Consider the following 18063-nt stretch of genomic DNA (forward strand, 5'->3'; position numbering starts at 1 on the left):
GCCGCAGGTAGGGCTGTGGTAAGGTTGGGTGAACGGTTTTAAATTGTATTGATAAGGTCTATGATGCCTTCATTGTGGATGATCATCATACCCTGACGGTCTTCGGTGATGCCTTGTTGTAAAGCATAGGTGTACTTGGGTATTTTTCCTTCCAGGATGGTGGGCATGAAACAAAACTGTACGTTCGGCAGATCGTTCAGTTCTTCTCCGACTTCAATGATATGCGTGGATACAATGAAAAGGCAATTGGTATATTCCGCGAAGCCCCTGGTAACCGCCAAGGTGCCGTCAAAAGCATCCTTAACATTCGTTCCTTTAAACAGTTCATCAAACATCAGCAACAGGCTTTCGCCCGTGGCCGCTGCCAGCGCGGCTTCTTTTACCCTTACCACTTCCGCGTAGAAATGACTGTACCCCATAGCGATGTTGTCGGCCACATTGATGCTGGAAAAAATACCTTCACGTACTGAAAAAACCATTTCAGCGGCCGCCACGGGGAAACCAATATGCGCCATGTACATGGCAATACCTATAGACTTCATCCAGGTGGATTTGCCAGCCATGTTGGCGCCGGTGAGGAAAACAACATTGCTGCCTTCCCGCATCATGATGTCATTCCCTACAGCTTTGGCAATACAGGGATGCCGGAGATCGCTGGCATGGAGCAGGTTCTGGTCTTTATCCAACGCCTGCGCGTAACAAAACCCTTTTTCACGGGACACCTGGCTTACGGCGATGTAGACATCAGTTTCCGCGATGAACCGCAGCACATCTTTCATTTCCCCCTGTAGCACGTTGCGCAGCAGGTGATGATATGCCGCAACGGTTCCCGCCGACATTGGCTTGTAGATATCACTGTCCAGCACCTTCCGGAGACCATCGTGCCGCATAATGCCCAGTAAACCCGACACCCGGTCCTCTAATGGACTGTCATTTCGTTTCAACAACTGCAACAACGCGAAGCACTGCTTCAGGGTCACAATAGTAGCCTGTAGTTGAAGCAGGGTATTTTTGTAACGATTGTCTTTGGTAATACCGGCCAGCAGCTTCATTACACAGGTATCTACCATTGTCATGGCCTGCGATTTCCCTCCCCCGGCATCAATGAATTCACGCATGAGTGCCACCTGATCCGCTTCGAATGGAAACGCAATCCCCTCTTGCTCATAGAAGCGGAATATGGCTGTTCGCCGGTTAATGTCCGGCGCACTGGTAAGCGGATGGGCAAACATTTCATCCATCAGCTTCTCCCCTATGCGTGTTCTGACCTTGTTAAAAAGCGCATACACCGAGCCCTGCCGGAACTTTCCCATCAGGTTCAGCTCTTCTACCGATTGGCGATCTATCTTAAAACTCATGATTGCTTGTTTAGGCTTTTACCTGTTTTGTTTCCCTGCTTTAAAATTTCCAGGACCCCTTCATTGTTGATGATGAGCATACCGTGTTTGTCGTTGGTAACGCCTTCCTGTAAGGTGTAGGTGTATTCGGGTACATTCCCCTTCATGATGGTGGGGAGAAAATAAAACGCGGTGCCTGGCTTTTGTTTCAATGCCTCAGCGGCTTCTATGATATGCGATGAAATGATGAACTTACTATCTTTCCGGTTCGTGAAGGCGCCGCAAACGGCGATGGTGCCTTCCAGTGCATCTTTCACGTTCGTGCCGCGAAACAGTTCATCGAACAAAACAAAAAGCGATTTTCCCGTACTGAGTTCCTGTCCTATTTTTTTTACCCGCAATACTTCCGCGTAAAAATGGCTGGCGCCAATCCCCAGGTTGTCCGGCAGGTTGATGGTGGTATAAATACCGTCCAGCACGGAGAACTTCATAGCAGCAGCGGCCACCGGAAAACCCATGTGGGCAATGTACACCGCTGTGCTGAAGGAACGCAGAAAGGTAGACTTCCCCGCCATATTGGCCCCGGTGAGGAATACCAGGTTACGGGATGGCCCCATTTCAAGGGTATTGGCTACAGCGTTTTTCAGGAGTGGATGGTACACACCTTCCACCTGCAACACACCGGCTCCTTTGGCTTGTACTTCCGGGAACACCAGTCCGTATTGCCGGGCCACCTGCGCCACGGAAATGTACACGTCAATCTGGTAGACAAACTGCAACAGCCTTATTACCTTTTGCTTTTCTTTTCTCCTGATCAATACATCAAAAGCAGTTACGGCAGCGAAGGAGAGCCGTGCATCGGGCCGTTCCTGCAACACCGGGGTGAAAACCGGATCCTGTAGTAAAGCATGCACCGCCTGCCGGTCAACTTCGAGCTCCTTCAGCTTGCAAAGGGCATCTGTGGACATGTATGCCCGCATGGCATGAAACAGTTGTACAACCGCTGCCACACCGGCATGCGTCTCTTTTTCGCTTAACGTTATTTTTGCGCCTCCCTCCTGGTTGTCATCAAAGCTGATGTATTTCTCCACAGCGTCCAGCATGGTTCCGTCGAAAGGAAAAGAAGCTTTTGTTTTTACGAAGGCGGAAATCGTATTGATCCGTTGTTGTATGGCAGCCCTATCATTCAAGGGCTTCCGGAACATCGTTTCCAAAATGGCCTGCCCTCCGCGGGTGTAGGCGTTGTTGTATATATCGTAAATGCCTTGTATGTCTCCTTTTGAGAACAAGCGCAAATCCTCCATCGTCTGTACATCTGTCTGCAAATACATATGCTGAATTTTAAAAAATAAGTGCCGGTGTTATTTTCGTTTTCTACGGATCAGCAGTATAATCCCTGTCACCAGCAACAAGGCCGGGATACAATATTGCAGTACCCATTTCAACACTTTTGCCGGCGCTTTTCCGATGGTAAGCCAGATGTCTGTCGGTACGGGAAAATGATGGTATACCGGGAACTTATTGTCTATGGTGAAACTGTAGAACGCGTTACCGTAATCCTTTCCGTTTGATTTGACGGACGACATCAGGTCTGCATCACTGGAGATGATGATTTTCTGGAGCCGGTCATCCTTTTTCCTGGTGAGCTGCAATCCAACGGTGTATGGCGCTTCTATCCTGTAGTCACCTTCCGATGTATTGAATGTCGGGGCCGCGGAGTCCACCACCAATACGCCTCTTTCCACCCAGGTCTTTGTATTGCTTTCCAATGTGGTGAGTTGCTCTGCTTTAAAACCGGAGGTATCGGAGCAGGTCAGCAAACTGGCACCGGCAATATTGGTGAAACAGTTTTTGATGACACCGTTCCTGTAGAAGAAAAAAGGTTCTTCATCGGCCAGGTCCGTTCCTTTTTTTGTTATCAGCCCCAGGAATTTGTGTGGCAGGTCGTGCGGGTTCACCTGTACAATAGTACCTTCTTCGGCATTTACCCCAAGGTGGTTCAGGATGGGATTCATGATGAATTGTTTGCCTGGTTCAGTATACAAAATGGCGTTCCCGCCCTGATCGACGTAGCGCTTTACGCTGTCTACCAGAGCATTGTCCAGTATGGTTTTAGGATCAGAGATCACCAATACTTCATTCGGATCGAACTTTACAGATTCCGCACGGGTAATGGTATCGAAGTTCAGGCCCAGGTTAATCAGGGCGTTCCTTGACATCTTGTTCACGGTATGATTACCGTATTCCCTTTCTCCGAATTTAAAAGGCGAACGTTCGAAGTGCCCCGCAAGAAATTTAAAAGTGGGCGTAGTATCATTCATCAACCGTAAAAGGCTGCCGGATATATTGCGTTCACTGGGGAAGATTTCAGGGTCAAGGTAGGTTCTGAGAAAAGTTTTCTTCCCTTTGTATTCCACCTGCATGATCAGACTTTTATCTTCGCCTTCCAGGTCTATCATACGCCTGATCTCCTCTGGTTTTTTGTAGATCGACATATCGGCACCATTCACCTCGGCATATTTCTCCGCGATCTGCTCCAGCGTTTTGCCCGGGTAAGCCTTGTAAACACTGCTGTCGCCGCTACGCACATCATAATAATACACGTAGTCGAATTCCATGTTGGGATAGAACCGCCTGTACCTGGCCCAGAAATCCCAAAGGTATTTGTTCCGCATTTCCGGCAATCCCTGGTACAGGTTATTGCCGAGCAGGTTGGTGTATAAAGTGATTTTCAGGGGAGAGCCATCCAGCTTGCCGAATACCTCCCGGGTGTTTGGGTGAAGGGTGTTGATCTTACCCCTTGTCACATCCAGGTAGCCGATGTATCCGTGAATAGAGGAGCCTACAAGAATCAACACGGTAATCGTCAAAGCCCCGAGGTACCTTGCGGCCGATACGCGCCATGGTTTTGATTCGGTGGTGGACTTTGTCCTGAATATGGTGCAGACAATGAAAAAGCTGGTGATGGATATGAAGTAGAGGATATCCCGGGTACTGATCAAACCGGACAATATGGTTTCGGCACGGCCTGAACTGGAAAGGAAGTACGTAACATCCCGCACATAATCCGTGCCCTGGAACAGCGCGCCGATGGCCGAGAAGAGCGTGAGCACCACAAATATCCCCAGTCCGGCAACAATGGGGTAACTGGTAAGACTGGAAATGAACATGCCGACGGCCACATACATGGCGGCCAGCAGGAAGAAACCCAGGATCATGGCGCCGATATGAAGGAACTCAACATTCTTGACGGAAAAGGTCAGCACGGCCACAACAGCCACGAAAAGCAGGATCATCATACACACGAAACTGTACACCCCGAGAAACTTTCCGAGCACGATCTGCCGGTTGGTGACCGGTGAAGACTGCAACAGCCGCATGGTGCCCCCGGCATACTCCCGGTTGATCACCCCCATGGTCAGCAAGGGAATGAACAGGAAAAAAATCATGAGGATGGTTACGATACTTTTCCCGATCACCTGGCGCGTGAGCGGTGCATTCAGGAATCCTTCGAAAGCATCGCCCCTCAGCTCCAGCATCGCTTCCTGTTCCAACGCCGTTGAGGCCAGGTTACCCATGATGATACCAGCGCTCGACATCAGAAAAAGGATCAGGACAAACCACGCGATGGGCGAAAAGAAAAAATACCTTAATTCGGCCCTTGCTATATTCAGTATAACTTTCATTACTGTAAGGTTGAAGAAGATGATAATTGTTTGAACACATCGTCGATGCCGGAAGATTCCGCATGGATAGCGGTGAGGCGCCAGTTTTTTTCCGCGCTTTTCCTGACGATTCTTTCGGCCAGGTCCTCATTGGGCTGGAAATGGATCCTGCATTTGTGGTCGGACAGCAGTTCTACCCGTTGCACATCAGCAATGGCAAGGAGTTCGTCAGGTTCGGGCATGTTCAACATCCGCACCACCATGGTATTGGGCTGCAGAATATTGTTGAAAGCATCCAGGGTATCAGAAAATACAACCTGTCCCGATTCGATCATCACGATCTCCCGCGCAAGCAGGTTGATTTCCGACAATACGTGTGAGGACAACAACACCGCTCGATCCTTCGCGATTTCCTTGATCAGCTTACGGGCTTCGATGATCTGATTGGGGTCGAGGCCATTGGTGGGTTCATCCAGGATCACTACGCGTGGCTTATTGATGATGGCCTGCGCGATGCCTACCCGTTGCCGGAACCCGCCGGACAGGTTTTTGATGAGCCGGTTGCGCATCTGCGTAATGGATGTTTTTTCCAGCACCTCTTCCACCGCCTGTTTAATCGCATGCTTTTCTATCAACCTCAACTGGGCGGCATACTCCAGGTATTCCTGCACGGTGAAGTCGAGGTAGAGCGGTGCCTGCTGCGGCAGAAAACCGATCTGTTTCTTGTAAGCGATAGGATCGTCTTTCATGCTCAACCCATTGATGCGCACATCCCCTTCCGTCTGCAGCAGGGTACCGCAAATGATGTTCATAGTTGTAGACTTCCCAGCGCCGTTAGAGCCAAGCAGCCCTACCACACCGGTGGCATTGATCTCGAAATTAATTTCCCGGATAGCCCAGGAACTGGCATACTTATGCGATAGGTTCTCCACCTTCAGTATTGCGTGCATATGGTATTACTTAAAAAATGAAAACTCAGATTCAGAAATGACCGATGGTGGTGGCCCTGGCATTGATATTACCGGGCCCTGTCCAGGAACCAGTCACGAGCATGGTACGCGCCTTGAACAACCACTGGGGGTTCGGCGTTCTGGTGCCCGGTAAAATGTTTGTTTCAGCAATACTGGCGATTACCACACCTGTAGCATGATCCCTCACCTCAAAGCGGAAACTGCCCACCGCGGCGTTGGCCGGTACTTTTATAAAATCTGACAGTTGTTCGTAAGCGAGGTCTGACACCATAGTACCAGCCACAGGTTCGATTTGCACCACATCCACTGGTCTGGTATCAAAGAGGTTGATGATGCGGAGGTTGACGACACTGTCGTTTATGCTGCGCGCGGGCAGGTTTTCTTTGATGGTTTTCTGCAGGGGTTTCGCGGTGCTTCCATAGATGAAATGGGTAAAGATGCCGCCTGGTTCAAGGTTTACCTGCGTTTGCAGGAAGGGTCGGTCAAAGTTCATGGTATCGTAGTTCCTGAAAATACGCACAGGTTGCGTTGTTTTGTTGGTGCCATATTCCATGGCGTCCCCACTTTTGATGTAAGCGAGCCGGTTGAAAATCTTTGGCCTGGTTTCTCCGAAATAAGCGCTGAAAAAAGAGCTGTTGTCGTTTACCGCATTCACGATCGTGAGGGATGCCGGGTAAATTTCTTCGCGCATTTCCTTTTTACAGGATACGAGGCCGAAGACCGCCCACACCACCACCGTGCTGAGACGGAGGGTAACAAACACTTTCTTATAGATTGTCTGGAACATATTTCTTTTTTTACCGTGATGTTTATTGGTAGCCATCGTTCTGAGCTAACTGATTGGCCCATTTGATTTCTTCCGTGGGGATGGGATAAAGCGACTGGTGCGTACTCCAGGGCTGCTTGTAGCCTATTTGCGACAGTACTTCAGTGGCTTTACCTGTTCGTTTCAGGTCGAGCCAGCGGTGCCCCCATTCCGCAAAAAGTTCTACCCGCCTTTCCTGCGCCACCGCGTCCTTCGCCTGCTGAGCAGTAAGGGAATACGGAAGCGGCTCCAGCCCGGAACGCTGCCTGATCTCATTCAGATCGTCTATGCTGTTGTTTTTGCTGCCATTGTTCAGCAGGTTGGCTTCGGCGCGTACCAGGTACATTTCGGCAAGCCGCATCACCACATAATATTCCGACCTGTACCCATCCACGGTATAGTTCCTGGCATTGAGTTTATACTTCGCCGGGGAAAAGCCTCCGGGGATAAATGGCGTAGCGACGATCTCGTAGGTCCATGCGGCCTTGCGGCTGTCGTCGGGTTCAAATGCGTTCAGCAGCATGGGGGTGAGGTATTTACCGGTGAGGGCATACCCTTCCGGCGTTGCGTTGCCCGTAATAAATGAATTGTTGTTCTGCTTCAGTTGGAAAATCACTTCCCTGCTGGTGGTAGAGAACACATTAGCCGGCGCTTCGAGGCCGAACAACTGGGTTTGCCCGATCACTTCATCGGCGTTACGATGGGCAAGTTCATAGTTTTTAGTGAACAGGTACACCCTGGCCAGCATAGCTTTTACATACCACTTATTGATGCGTATCCGCTCCGTATTGTTGCCCTCATAATTTTCAGCAAGATACCCCGCCGCGTCTTCCAGGTCGCGGATAATCCGGTCATATACCTGAGCGACCGGAGCAGAAGGGAGCAATTGGGTAGTATTGAAGTCGATCGACGTGGCAATCGGAACAGCGCCAAAAAGGTTTACGAGGTAGAAATAACTCATCGCCCTTACAGCAAGCGCTTCCCCCAGTACCCGTTTCCTCGCGGCTTCCGTAAGTTCCTTTGAAGTGGAAGCATTCACTCCTTCGATCAGCGCGTTGGCGTTGAAGATGCCCTTGTAAGCGGTTCTCCACAGTTTTACGGAATAGCCGGGGTTTTGTAGTGTTAACCTGGCTGCCGACTCCGCGAAATACTCATATTGTCCGCTGAGTGAAGGATGGTAAAGTTCATCCGCTAAGTGGGCCGAGGCGATCGTGATGCCTCCGGCGCTGTACAGGTCGGTACCGAAGGGTGCCGCAGCTTCCTGTTCTCCGCCATTGATCAGGTACGAGTACAATCCATTCAGCGCGATCGCCGCCTGGTCGTCCGTTTGAAAGACCTGGCCGGAGGTGATGGAATTTACCGGATCCTTAATATCCAGCATCTTGTTGCACCCTGTACCCAGGAAAATAGTTCCCGCCAGGGCTATGTTGAAAGCGATTTTTTTCATGCGTTTTAATTTAGAAGCTGAATCTCAGGTTAGCGGCGATCCTTCTGATTTGCGGCACGTTGCCCAACTCTATGTCATTTACCCGGTAGTGAGAGAGTTTAAATATTTTGGAAGAATTGATCGAGAATATCCCCTGTGTCATTTTGATTTTGGCGAGCCATTTTGCGGGAAGCATGTAGGACAAACTGAGGTTGTCCAGGCTCATATAAGACCCATTCGCATAATAAGCATCTGATCCGAAGAATCCGCCGTTGTTGATGGTGGAGTATTTCGCGTACAGCGCTTTATCGCCTGGCTGCGTCCAATGCCTGCTTTCAATTTCATCATACAATACCGTATTGGTCATGTTACCATATCCAAGGTTATTGAGGTTATCGGCCACCAGGACATTCTCAAAGCTAAACTGCGCGTCGAGGGACAACGACTTTTTAAAATCAACACGGAAACCAAAGCCTCCGAAATATTTGGGGTTAAGGTCGATCACCTTGTAACGGTCGTCCAGTTCCGGGTCAGGATAGTTTATGGTAGTGAAGCCCTGCTGATGATATCCGTCACCGTTATGGTCCTCAAATACCGGAACTCCCTTGAGTGGATTGATTCCGATGTAGTGGGTATAAGAACGGGCGGTCACGGATTCGCCTATCCGGTACATATCGCGGTAAGGTGAGTCGTCCAGCCCATCGAATGCCACCAGCGTATTTTTGTTCCGGCTCACCTGGAAGCGCGCTGAAATTCCCCATGTATTGTTGTTCAGGATCGCGCCATCCACCATCATTTCCACGCCCTGGTTCTGGATAACCGCGGGCCAGTTGCCCACAACAGAAGGAAAACCGGTAAATAAAGGGGTGGTGATATCGGTAAGCTGTCGTCCGTCGCGGTTCCTGTAGAAGTTTCCCTCCACGTTCACGATACCGTTGAACAAGCCTACTCTCGCACCTGTTTCAAATTTGCTGGCGCTGGCCCAGCTGTATTGCTGGTTCACTGGTTGTACCAGTGTATAAATCGTCTGGTCATCATAATCAGGCAGAACGCTGATGGAACCGGTTGGCATATTGGACCAGCGGGAGAGGTATTGGTAGTCGCCGATATTGGCGTTTCCCATTACACCGTATGTTGCTCTCAATTTGGCGAAGCTCAGCCATTTCAGTCCCGCCTTCTGGAACCATTCTTCATTGGAAAGTACCCAGGCCACACCCGCGGAGCCGAAATTTCCGAAGCGTTTTCCGCTGCCGAAGCGCGATGATCCATCTCTCCGGCCGTTGAGGTTTACGATGTATTTGTTTTCCCAGTCGAAAGAAATGGTAGCGAGCATTGAAGCTACTTTCAACTCAGCGTAATTGTTCAGGTTCTGCACCAGCTGCGCATTGGAATGACTTCGGATCAGATTATCATTAGAATACAGATATCCGATAACGGTTACCGCATCCTGGTCGCTGTAACTGTAATCCCCAGCCAGTGAAGCGGAAATGCGGGCGCCACCCAACAATTTGATATAGTTAATCTTCGGCTGTACCAGCAGACTCTTACCGTTTCCGTTACCATAAAACGCCATGCTCAATGGAAAAAACAAAGGATCCTTGCCTGCCTTCGGAATAAAGCTGCCGGATTTATTTGAAAAGAACTCACCGCTCACGCGAACGCCGGCATTAAGATCCTTGAATATTTCATAAGTAAGCCCCACATTCGTCTGGTTCTTCAGTGTCTGGTTTTCGCCCCAGTTTTTAATGTCCCTGAAGGGATAATTGGAACCAAAAGGTGTTCTGTAAGGTTCAAAATTATAGGCGCCGCTTTCATCGTATATCCATGGTGCGTTTGGCGACAGGGAGAAGAAGTCGAGTGTTGCGGCGGTTTCATTGTTGGAATAAGTGCTGTTGGAAGACAAGTCAACAAGGAGTTTACCGTTCGGGCTGCGGTGGTTGAAAGCCAATCCCACCGTTAAGCGGTTATTTCCCCTGCCCTGGTTGTACATTTCGGTGGTGGAAGTGTAGCCTACGCTTACCCGGTAGGTATTCTGCAAAAGTCCACCTTCCACGCTCATTTGCACATCATCCGACCGTTGATTGGTAAAGAAAGTCCGCTGCCAGTCGGTATAAGCCTGCTGGTCCCATATCGTCAGATCAGGGGCATTGTCGCCCGTCGGCAATGCCGCTTCGTTGAAGAAAGCTTCTTTTCTAACCGCCAGGTATTGTTCGGTGTTCATCATCGGCATGAAGCGCTGTACGCCGGAGAATATTTTGGAATAGTTGACGTTGAACCTCGTTGGTCCCGGCTTCCCTCTTCTCGTGGTAATAAGGATCACCCCGTTGGCGCCTCTTGACCCATAGAGTGCGGTGGCATCTGCATCTTTCAGTACATCCACACTTTCAATGTCCAGCGGATTGATCATATACAACGGGTGTTCGGTCAGCGAGTAACCACCGTTCACCGGTGTGGAGGCTCCATAGGGATTGACGGACAGCGTAGCGATCGGCAGTCCATCCACTACATATAAGGGGTCGGTAAACATGTTTTCGTTCAGCACATTTCGCCCGCGCAATTCCACTTTTCTTGTACCGGCGGTATTGGCGGATGAACTGATGCGTAAACCAGGGATACGACCTACCAGCGCATCCAGCACATTCACCACAGGCTGCCTTTCAATATCGCTCGCTTTCACGGTAGCGATGTTAGCCGTACCCGTTCTTTTGTTGGTGGTGCCCAGCACGGTTACCTGCACTTCATCGAGTTTATTTTGGGACAACACCATTTCAACCCTGTACGCACTGTTCATAATTATCTCCCGGGTTATTTTCAGGTTATAATCCACATAACCAATAAAGCTGATCCTTAACTGGTCTCCCTCGTTCACAGGCACCTGTACAAAACCGGCGCCTGAGGTCAGGAAATTTTTCCCGGTAGTAAGGTTGCTGACCGTTGCGCTGCCCAATGGTGTATAACCATCAGCATACACATACATATCTATTTTTTTCTCCTGCACCTGATCGGTTGCCGGAGCAACGGTTACAACAGGCGGCTGCTCTTTCTTCGAAACGAGGATATTTTTGTCGATGATCCTGTAAGTAAGCGGCTGATGCTCGAATACCTTTTGAAGAAACGCTTCCAGTTCGAGGCCGTTTGCCTGAATGGTTACCGGCTTCGATCCAACCATTGAAGTGGCCTTGTACATAAAAACATAACCGGTCTGGGCTTCCACCGCAGCAAACACTTTTTCGAGTGTAACGTTTTTACCGTTAAAACTGATGGGCTGGGAAAGCCCCCTGGCCGATACCTGTAAAAATGCCACGGTAAGGAGGAAGAATGTTAGCTTCATGACTAACAGGGTTTTGGTTGAGCTACGGGTATACCCGGCGGGTATCCGTATGCAATTAAAAAATTTGTGCATACATTCGCAGTAATAGCCGCCCCTTCACCGGGGGCGAATTGTTTAAGTGATCAAAAGCAGTCTTTACCTGATGGTGTTTTTACGTTACTTGAACATCCGCCGGAAGTGTTGCAAGCGCTTCCGGCTTTGTTTTAGCATGTATTCATAGCTGTTATTTTACGTAAAGAATATTGTCTCTCCACTCAAACCTAACATCCATTGCTTCCAGCACTTTCAACACATCGGAGAGATTAGTATCCCGGTGCATTTTCCCTTTGAAAATGACGTTTTCCGGTTTGCCCAGATAGCGTACTTCTATATTGTACCATCTTTCGAGTTGTCGCATAATGCTGTACAGGTCTTCCCCGTCAAAATTGAACAGGCCGTTTTTCCAGGCGGTTATTTTTGCCTGGTCGATGGTATCCGCAACGACGAGGGAAGGATGCACACCGTCACCGGGCTTATTTAAAACCGCGGTTTGCCCCGGCACCAGCACTTTATATGGTATCTTTTTCTCGCTATTCAGTATTGGGGTGAGCTTTACCGCACCCGTAAGCAATGTAGTCTGCACGGCCCGTTCATTCGCATAGGCATTAATGTTAAAAGATGTGCCCAGTACCTCCACCGTCATCTCGCTGGTTTGCACCACAAAAGGCTGCCAGCTTCTTTTGGTTACATCAAAATACACTTCTCCGGTAATACGGACCCTTCGCTCCTGCCCCTTAAACGCAACGGGGTATTCGATAGAGGAGGCCGCGTTCAGCCAAACACCCGTTCCATCAGGCAGTGTAAGGTGGTACTGTCTGCCTTTGGGCGTTGTTATGGTATTGCTCACCACATCGCCTGAAGCCGTGGCGGCATCGTACACGAGTTCATTGTCGCGTAAGGTAATAGCGGTTCCGTTTTGCGTGGCGATGGTTCCGTCAGACATACTGTCCAGTACAAGCTGGCTGCCATCCGCCAGTGTAAGGATGGCGCCGGTTTTACCAGGAAGCACCTCTTCTATACGAGGTCCATTCCCGGCAAGCCCCCGCTCATGACGCGCATCGCGCAGGAAAAAATAGGCAGAAACGCTGATGACTACTATAACTGCGGCGGCAGCCCATTTCCAGGCACGGAGTTGACGAACCGGTGCTACAGGTTGTTTCTCCGACTTATCCGCCCAAAAGCGTTCGAGCGCTGCGGTTTCATTGAAACCTGCCATTGCCTGCAGGTGTTGCCGGTGCATGTCAGGATCATTCAGTTCGTCCCACAACTGGCGGTGCGCATCATTTTCCGCGATCCATACTTCCAGCCGGGCACGCTCCTCAGGAGTTATTTCTTCCCTGCGTGCGCGGGTAATAAGGGATGCGATGTAAAATGGGTCGTTAGAAAATGGAGCCATCCGGACGGTTGTTTTAATTATTACAACGCGGTACCCATGGCGTACCAAAAGAAATGAAAAAAAATTATTGCTGATTCGTAAAAAGGGTAAACAGCACCAGTATGGCTGGAGAAAGCCTAACGCGCAGCAGTTTCATTCCACGGCTTTTCTGGTTCTTTACCGTTTGCACGGAGATGGAGAGTTGCGCCGCGATCTCTTCGTTCTTTAAACCATCTATATAACTCATGCGTACAATCTTCGCGCACTGCTCCGGCAGGTTATCTATCTCACGACAAACCTCCCTAAGTACTTCCATACGGATCAGTTCCAGGTTGTCCGGAGCGGTGGTTTCCTCCTGTTCATGCAAAAAGATGGCCTGCCTTTCCTGGCTGTGCTGCATACCCTTCAGGAAATTCAGCGATGCGTTGCGAGTGGATTTGTACAGGTAATCTTTCAGGTGCCGGAGGTTTTCAAAAGCAATTTGCTTATGCCAGAGCTTCTCAAAAACATCCTGCACGATATCTTCCGCATGACCGGATTCACCCACAATCCTGGCGGAGTAATAGCACAGCGCATGGTAATATTCTTTGAACATATAAGAATAAGCCATGGCATCTCCCGAAGTCAATCCCTGCAGAAGTTCCTGTTCAATATAAGAAGGTTCTCGCGACAAACTGGCGGCCCGATTTTGGTTGAGGCGTAAAAGTAATTAAAAAATCAAGCTGCGAAAATGTAATTGCATTTCCGCAGGATATAGATTTTTACCTGGAAACGGTTCAATGATTTGTCCTATTTTCACGCTTCCGAATGCATGGTCCCAGATGCCATCAACCTTGATCACCACCAATACCTGACGTGGAAAAAACAGCATTTTATCTTCAGATTTTCGAAGGAATTGACGCCACCGACCTTCAAAAAGTAGCGGCCGCGACCCGGCAAACCACGCTTGAACCCGGCGAAATCTATATACGTGAGGGTGAATCAAGCTCGCGTCTCGCCTATATCCGGGAAGGGTTGATGCGTTCTTTTCACGTCAACGAAAATGGCATGGAAATAACGGTACTGCTCAGGTGGGAAAACCAGATATTAGCCTCTTACGATACCATTCTCCTGCACCAGCCATCCCGCTTTACTTACCATGCGCTCGAACGCACCACCCTGTTTGAAGTGGATTATGGCCTGATAGAACAACAATTGGGCAACCAACCGGCGTTTGAAAAAGCGCGGTACCATTTCGTGCTGGACATGCTTGCGCAGTCGCTTGAACGGATAGAATCGTTCCTGTTGAAATCGCCGGAAGAAAGATACCTGCAACTGATCCATGACAAGCCGGACCTGTTGCAGCGTGTTCCCGACAAACACGTGGCCACCTTACTGGGCATTACACCGGTTTCCCTCAGCCGCATCAGGAAGCGGATCGCGCGCAGGCATGCGCATTAATTATCCTTTGTAAACTTTGCTTCGCAAGCCCCTTGCTAGTTTTGTTCCGAATAAATGTATTGTATGGAACAACTTGTCAAAACGCTGGCCACCATTTTCAGTTTCACCCTGGTAAGATACCTTATCATCGCAGGAATTCCTTTCCTTTTCTTTTACATCCTGCTCTCCTCCTCTGCCAGCAAATACAAAATCCAAAACAGGAAGGCGGGTAAAAAAGATTTTATAAGGGAACTGCTGCATTCCTCCACTTCCAGTCTGGTGTTCGCACTTATTTCGTGCATCGTCCTTTTCACGCCATTGCGGTCCTATACACTGCTTTATGACAACCCGGATGATTTCCCTTTGTGGTGGCTTCCTGCAAGTCTGCTGTTAAGCCTTGTCATACACGACACCTACTTCTACTGGATGCACCGGTTGCTGCACCATAAAAAGCTGTTCCGGTTCACCCACAAAGTGCACCACCAGTCTGTGAATCCCTCCCCATGGACCGCTTATTCCTTTCATGTCCTGGAAGCGGTGACCGAAGGGGCAATACTGCTGGTACTGGCCTTTACTTTGCCCATGCACCCTTATGTACTGATCCTTTTTACTGTAGTAAGCCTCATCATTAATGTTTACGGCCATTTAGGCTATGAGATCATGCCAAAAGCATTGCGCAATTCCTTTCTTTTTGAAGTAATTAATACCTCAGTTTACCACAACCTGCACCATAGCAAATTCAAGGGAAATTACAGCCTTTATTTCCGCTGGTGGGACAAGCTCATGAAAACCGAGCACCCGGATTATGTGAAGGAGTATGATCGTATCCAGGCGAAGCGGTTTGGCAGTTCAAGCGTATGACCTGTCGGGAAGGGAAGATACTTCTTCCTTCCATCTACATGAGATACAGGGATAAAAAGGGCCTGTTGCGAATAAACACAACAGGCCTGCAAACAAATCAGTTGTAAACGCTACTCTTTCCTGGCCAACTCAATCATGGCCGATAATTCCTCCACCGCGGCATCATCTCCTTCATAGTATCCCGCGGGCATGAAACGGATGTTACCATGTTTATCGATAACGTATTTCTGGGGAATGAAGGAAATGCCATAAAGATCCCTGACATTATTTTTACCGGTTTTAGGGTCCTCCAAATCCATCAGCACCTGGAATGGAAACTTGTTGTCGAGGATATATTTTTTGGCGCTGGCAGTGGCATTCGGCTCCCGTTCCCAGGTATGGATGAAATAAAATTTCACGGTGGTATCCGACTTGTATTTTTCGACCGCCATTTTCATGGCCGGAAATGCTCTTTTACAAGGTCCGCACCAGGTGGCCCAAAAATCGAGCACAACGGTTTTACCTCTTAATGCCGCCAGTGAAACAACATTGCCATCCACGTCCTTTAATTCAAACAAAGGAGCTGGTTTATTGATCATTTTTTTGGCCAACTCCTCTTTTAGCTTTTCTGAAAGCATCTTCTTCATCTTCAGTTCATATTCCGCATAGTCCGCATCACTTCCCTTCGCCTTTACATAAAGTTCCTTCAGGTTCTTTTTCATTTCCGGTGTGGCCTGGCCCGCTTTAATGGCTTCATCCAGCTTGTCAAAAGCGTCCTTGTCCCTTCCTAAGCGCATCAGTACATCCGCATAAATGGCATTTACTGATCCCAGGGGCGCCCGGAACGATTGATGCGCTTTTTCGATCGCGCTTAAAGCTTCCGGGTATTTCTTTTGCGCATACAATACCTGGGCATAAGAGCGGTAAATGTACTTCGCATTTTGTGCGACCATCCGTGCCGTCTGTTTATCATCACCGTAGAGGGTGGAGTCTTCAGCATACCTGATCGCTTCCCTGAGCAGCTTTGCCGCTTCTTCATTTAATCCATTACCGAAAAGGCTTTGCGCTATCTGGTGCCGTCCTTCCGATGCCCAGGGGCCTGGTTTCAGCAGATCAGCATAACGTAAAGCTTTCTTTACTTCTCCCTGTTTCGCAAACGCATTGCCAACGGATACATAGTCGTAGCTGAATTCCTGCGGGTAACTTTTCCCGGCATAGTACTTCTTCAGCCATGCCAGGAGCAGTTCTTCCTTGCGTTCCGGATTTTTTTCAGCCGCTATCTTTTCTTTTTCTTCTTTTTTAAAAGCATCAGTTGTTTGAGCGAAAGCGGTAAGAACGCTGCACAAAAAGCCGACACAAAACAGAAGCCTGAAGATTTTCTTCATAATACATAGTTGTTTCTTTTCCTCATAAAGTACCCATTCCAACAAAGTTTGCTACGCGCCTTTCCTCGCGATATCAATCATAGCATCCATTTCTTCCAGGAACGCATCTGCTCCGGCAGTGGAGTTTCCAAGCGTACTGAAACGGATGTTCCCTGCGCCATCAATGATGAACTTGGAGGGGATACCGCGTACTTTATACCCGTTGGCCGCGGCGTTCACTTTTGTAGCCGGGTCTTTGAGGTCCATCAGCACGTTGAAAGTATATTGCTGACTCTTAATGTAGTCGCCTGCCAGTTTAGTGGCGTTAGCGGAGGTTTCCATGGTATGAATGAACAGGAACACCACGTCCTTGTCATTTTTATACCGGTTCACCGCGGACTGCATCATCGGGAATGACGCTTTACAGGGCGCGCACCAGGTGGCCCAGAAATCAAGGATCACGACCTTGTCTTTAAAGTCACTGAGTTTAACGGTCTTGCCGTTTAGATCCTTCAGTTCAAAATCATAGGCTGCGGTATTGATCATCTTTTTCGTTACCTCTTCCCGTATTTTCTGTTTCAATTCCTTGTTCAACCGTTCCATGAGCGCGACGTAACCATTCTCGGAACCGTTCACCGCAACATAAGCCGCTTTAAACTTTTCTTTCACCAGCGGGGAAGCCGCGCCAGCGCTTATCTGCTCTTCCATCAGCGGAAAGGCTTCTTTATACTTATTCAGCTTCACCAGGTAATTGAGGTAGGTTGATTTCAACTCATTGAAAGAAATGGAGGTATTTCTTGATTGCTTGTCATAAATCCTTTTGGCGTACGGAAAACCTTCTTCATACTTTCCATTGGCGAACATCAGTTCGCTGAAAATCCTGGAGAATTCATCCATGCCACGGTGCGTGGTATCCCCTTTCAGATCGGCAAAGGTTTTACGGATCAGACTTTCGCCCAACTGGTAATCTTTCGCTTTGATGGCTTCCCGCGCGGCGTAAGAATAAGCGTTTGTTTCGTATGTTTTATTCTTAATTTTTTGCAGGTATTCCATTACTTTCTGCGGCTTATTCTTTCCCAGGAAAGTAACCGCCACAAAATAAGCTGAGCCATCGAGGTTGAAGCGCGGATCTGATCCGAACCGGCTTACCAGCTCCTTGTAATTCTTCTCATTCACTTCAGGATCAGTTTCGTTGTAGATGCGCTCCGCGATTTCGTTGAAAGCAGCTTTGCCGTTGGGAAAACGTTTCATCAGCAATTCGGCTGTTTCAGAACTTTTCTCCCCTTCTTTTTTAGCGGCGTAATAGTTAACGAGCAGTTGGAGGTCATCTTCATTGTTGCTTTGATACAATGCTTTGATGGTATCCTGTATGGCTGTTTTATCTTCCATGGCCACCAGGGCGGAAAGCCTGGGATTGCCTGGACCACGTTGCGCTTTCCCAGCCGTTGTGAGGGCCAGGAGCGCGGCTGCAATCATGAGGTATTTTTTCAT

General features: G+C 48.9%; 13 protein-coding genes. 2 read left to right on the forward strand and 11 right to left on the reverse strand.

Going from position 1 to position 18063, the window contains the following annotated elements; genetic code table 11:
* Positions 1-38: 38 nt before the first annotated feature.
* From M4J38_RS17965 to M4J38_RS18005, 9 genes are all read right to left on the reverse strand, one after another.
* Positions 39-1358, reverse strand: coding sequence for a DNA mismatch repair protein (locus M4J38_RS17965; protein ID WP_251761190.1), 1320 nt, complete (start codon positions 1356-1358; stop codon positions 39-41).
* On the reverse strand, positions 1355-2668 hold the full coding sequence (locus tag M4J38_RS17970) for a DNA mismatch repair protein (protein ID WP_251761191.1): 1314 nt from the start codon (positions 2666-2668) through the stop codon (positions 1355-1357). The genes M4J38_RS17965 and M4J38_RS17970 overlap by 4 nt, the downstream gene beginning before the upstream one ends.
* A 30-nt stretch (positions 2669-2698) precedes the next feature.
* Positions 2699-5023, reverse strand: a complete 2325-nt coding sequence (locus M4J38_RS17975; RefSeq protein WP_251761192.1) for a Gldg family protein — start codon at positions 5021-5023, stop codon at positions 2699-2701.
* A complete protein-coding gene (locus M4J38_RS17980; protein WP_251761193.1) occupies positions 5023-5952 on the reverse strand; it encodes an ABC transporter ATP-binding protein in 930 nt (309 codons plus the stop codon). The genes M4J38_RS17975 and M4J38_RS17980 overlap by 1 nt, the downstream gene beginning before the upstream one ends.
* A 31-nt stretch (positions 5953-5983) precedes the next feature.
* Entirely contained in the window at positions 5984-6760 is a 777-nt protein-coding gene (locus M4J38_RS17985) for a hypothetical protein (protein WP_251761194.1), read from the reverse strand.
* 22 nt (positions 6761-6782) lie between these two features.
* Positions 6783-8225: a RagB/SusD family nutrient uptake outer membrane protein gene (locus tag M4J38_RS17990; protein WP_251761195.1), complete on the reverse strand. Its 1443-nt coding sequence runs from the start codon at positions 8223-8225 to the stop codon at positions 6783-6785.
* A 10-nt stretch (positions 8226-8235) separates the two neighbouring features.
* Complete coding sequence (locus tag M4J38_RS17995; protein WP_251761196.1) at positions 8236-11535, reverse strand: SusC/RagA family TonB-linked outer membrane protein; 3300 nt, start codon at positions 11533-11535, stop codon at positions 8236-8238.
* A gap of 223 nt (positions 11536-11758) precedes the next feature.
* A complete protein-coding gene (locus tag M4J38_RS18000; RefSeq protein WP_251761197.1) occupies positions 11759-12970 on the reverse strand; it encodes a FecR family protein in 1212 nt (403 codons plus the stop codon).
* Between the two features lie 64 nt (positions 12971-13034).
* Complete coding sequence (locus M4J38_RS18005) at positions 13035-13622, reverse strand: RNA polymerase sigma-70 factor (RefSeq protein WP_251761198.1); 588 nt, start codon at positions 13620-13622, stop codon at positions 13035-13037.
* Between the two features lie 182 nt (positions 13623-13804).
* Between M4J38_RS18005 and M4J38_RS18010 the strand changes: the two genes are divergently transcribed.
* Entirely contained in the window at positions 13805-14389 is a 585-nt protein-coding gene (locus M4J38_RS18010; RefSeq protein ID WP_251761199.1) for a Crp/Fnr family transcriptional regulator, read from the forward strand.
* Between the two features lie 63 nt (positions 14390-14452).
* Entirely contained in the window at positions 14453-15229 is a 777-nt protein-coding gene (locus M4J38_RS18015; RefSeq protein ID WP_251761200.1) for a sterol desaturase family protein, read from the forward strand.
* A 110-nt stretch (positions 15230-15339) separates the two neighbouring features.
* Here the strand turns inward: M4J38_RS18015 and M4J38_RS18020 are convergent, their stop codons facing one another.
* A complete protein-coding gene (locus M4J38_RS18020) occupies positions 15340-16593 on the reverse strand; it encodes a redoxin domain-containing protein (protein WP_251761201.1) in 1254 nt (417 codons plus the stop codon).
* Positions 16594-16644: 51 nt separating this feature from the next.
* Entirely contained in the window at positions 16645-18063 is a 1419-nt protein-coding gene (locus M4J38_RS18025; protein ID WP_251761202.1) for a TlpA disulfide reductase family protein, read from the reverse strand.

Source organism: Parasegetibacter sp. NRK P23 (genome assembly GCF_023721715.1).
Taxonomy (GTDB): Bacteria; Bacteroidota; Bacteroidia; order Chitinophagales; family Chitinophagaceae; genus Parasegetibacter.

Excerpts from the sequence above, each read along its gene's own strand:
- M4J38_RS17975 (WP_251761192.1), bottom strand. The coding sequence starts at position 5,023 with ATGAAAGTTATACTGAATATAGCAAGGGCCGAATTAAGGTATTTTTTC.
- M4J38_RS17995 (WP_251761196.1), bottom strand. The coding sequence starts at position 11,535 with ATGAAGCTAACATTCTTCCTCCTTACCGTGGCATTTTTACAGGTATCG.
- M4J38_RS17965 (WP_251761190.1), bottom strand. The coding sequence starts at position 1,358 with ATGAGTTTTAAGATAGATCGCCAATCGGTAGAAGAGCTGAACCTGATG.
- M4J38_RS17985 (WP_251761194.1), bottom strand. The coding sequence starts at position 6,760 with ATGTTCCAGACAATCTATAAGAAAGTGTTTGTTACCCTCCGTCTCAGC.
- M4J38_RS18000 (WP_251761197.1), bottom strand. The coding sequence starts at position 12,970 with ATGGCTCCATTTTCTAACGACCCATTTTACATCGCATCCCTTATTACC.
- M4J38_RS17990 (WP_251761195.1), bottom strand. The coding sequence starts at position 8,225 with ATGAAAAAAATCGCTTTCAACATAGCCCTGGCGGGAACTATTTTCCTG.
- M4J38_RS18015 (WP_251761200.1), top strand. The coding sequence starts at position 14,453 with ATGGAACAACTTGTCAAAACGCTGGCCACCATTTTCAGTTTCACCCTG.
- M4J38_RS17980 (WP_251761193.1), bottom strand. The coding sequence starts at position 5,952 with ATGCACGCAATACTGAAGGTGGAGAACCTATCGCATAAGTATGCCAGT.
- M4J38_RS18025 (WP_251761202.1), bottom strand. The coding sequence starts at position 18,063 with ATGAAAAAATACCTCATGATTGCAGCCGCGCTCCTGGCCCTCACAACG.
- M4J38_RS18020 (WP_251761201.1), bottom strand. The coding sequence starts at position 16,593 with ATGAAGAAAATCTTCAGGCTTCTGTTTTGTGTCGGCTTTTTGTGCAGC.
- M4J38_RS17970 (WP_251761191.1), bottom strand. The coding sequence starts at position 2,668 with ATGTATTTGCAGACAGATGTACAGACGATGGAGGATTTGCGCTTGTTC.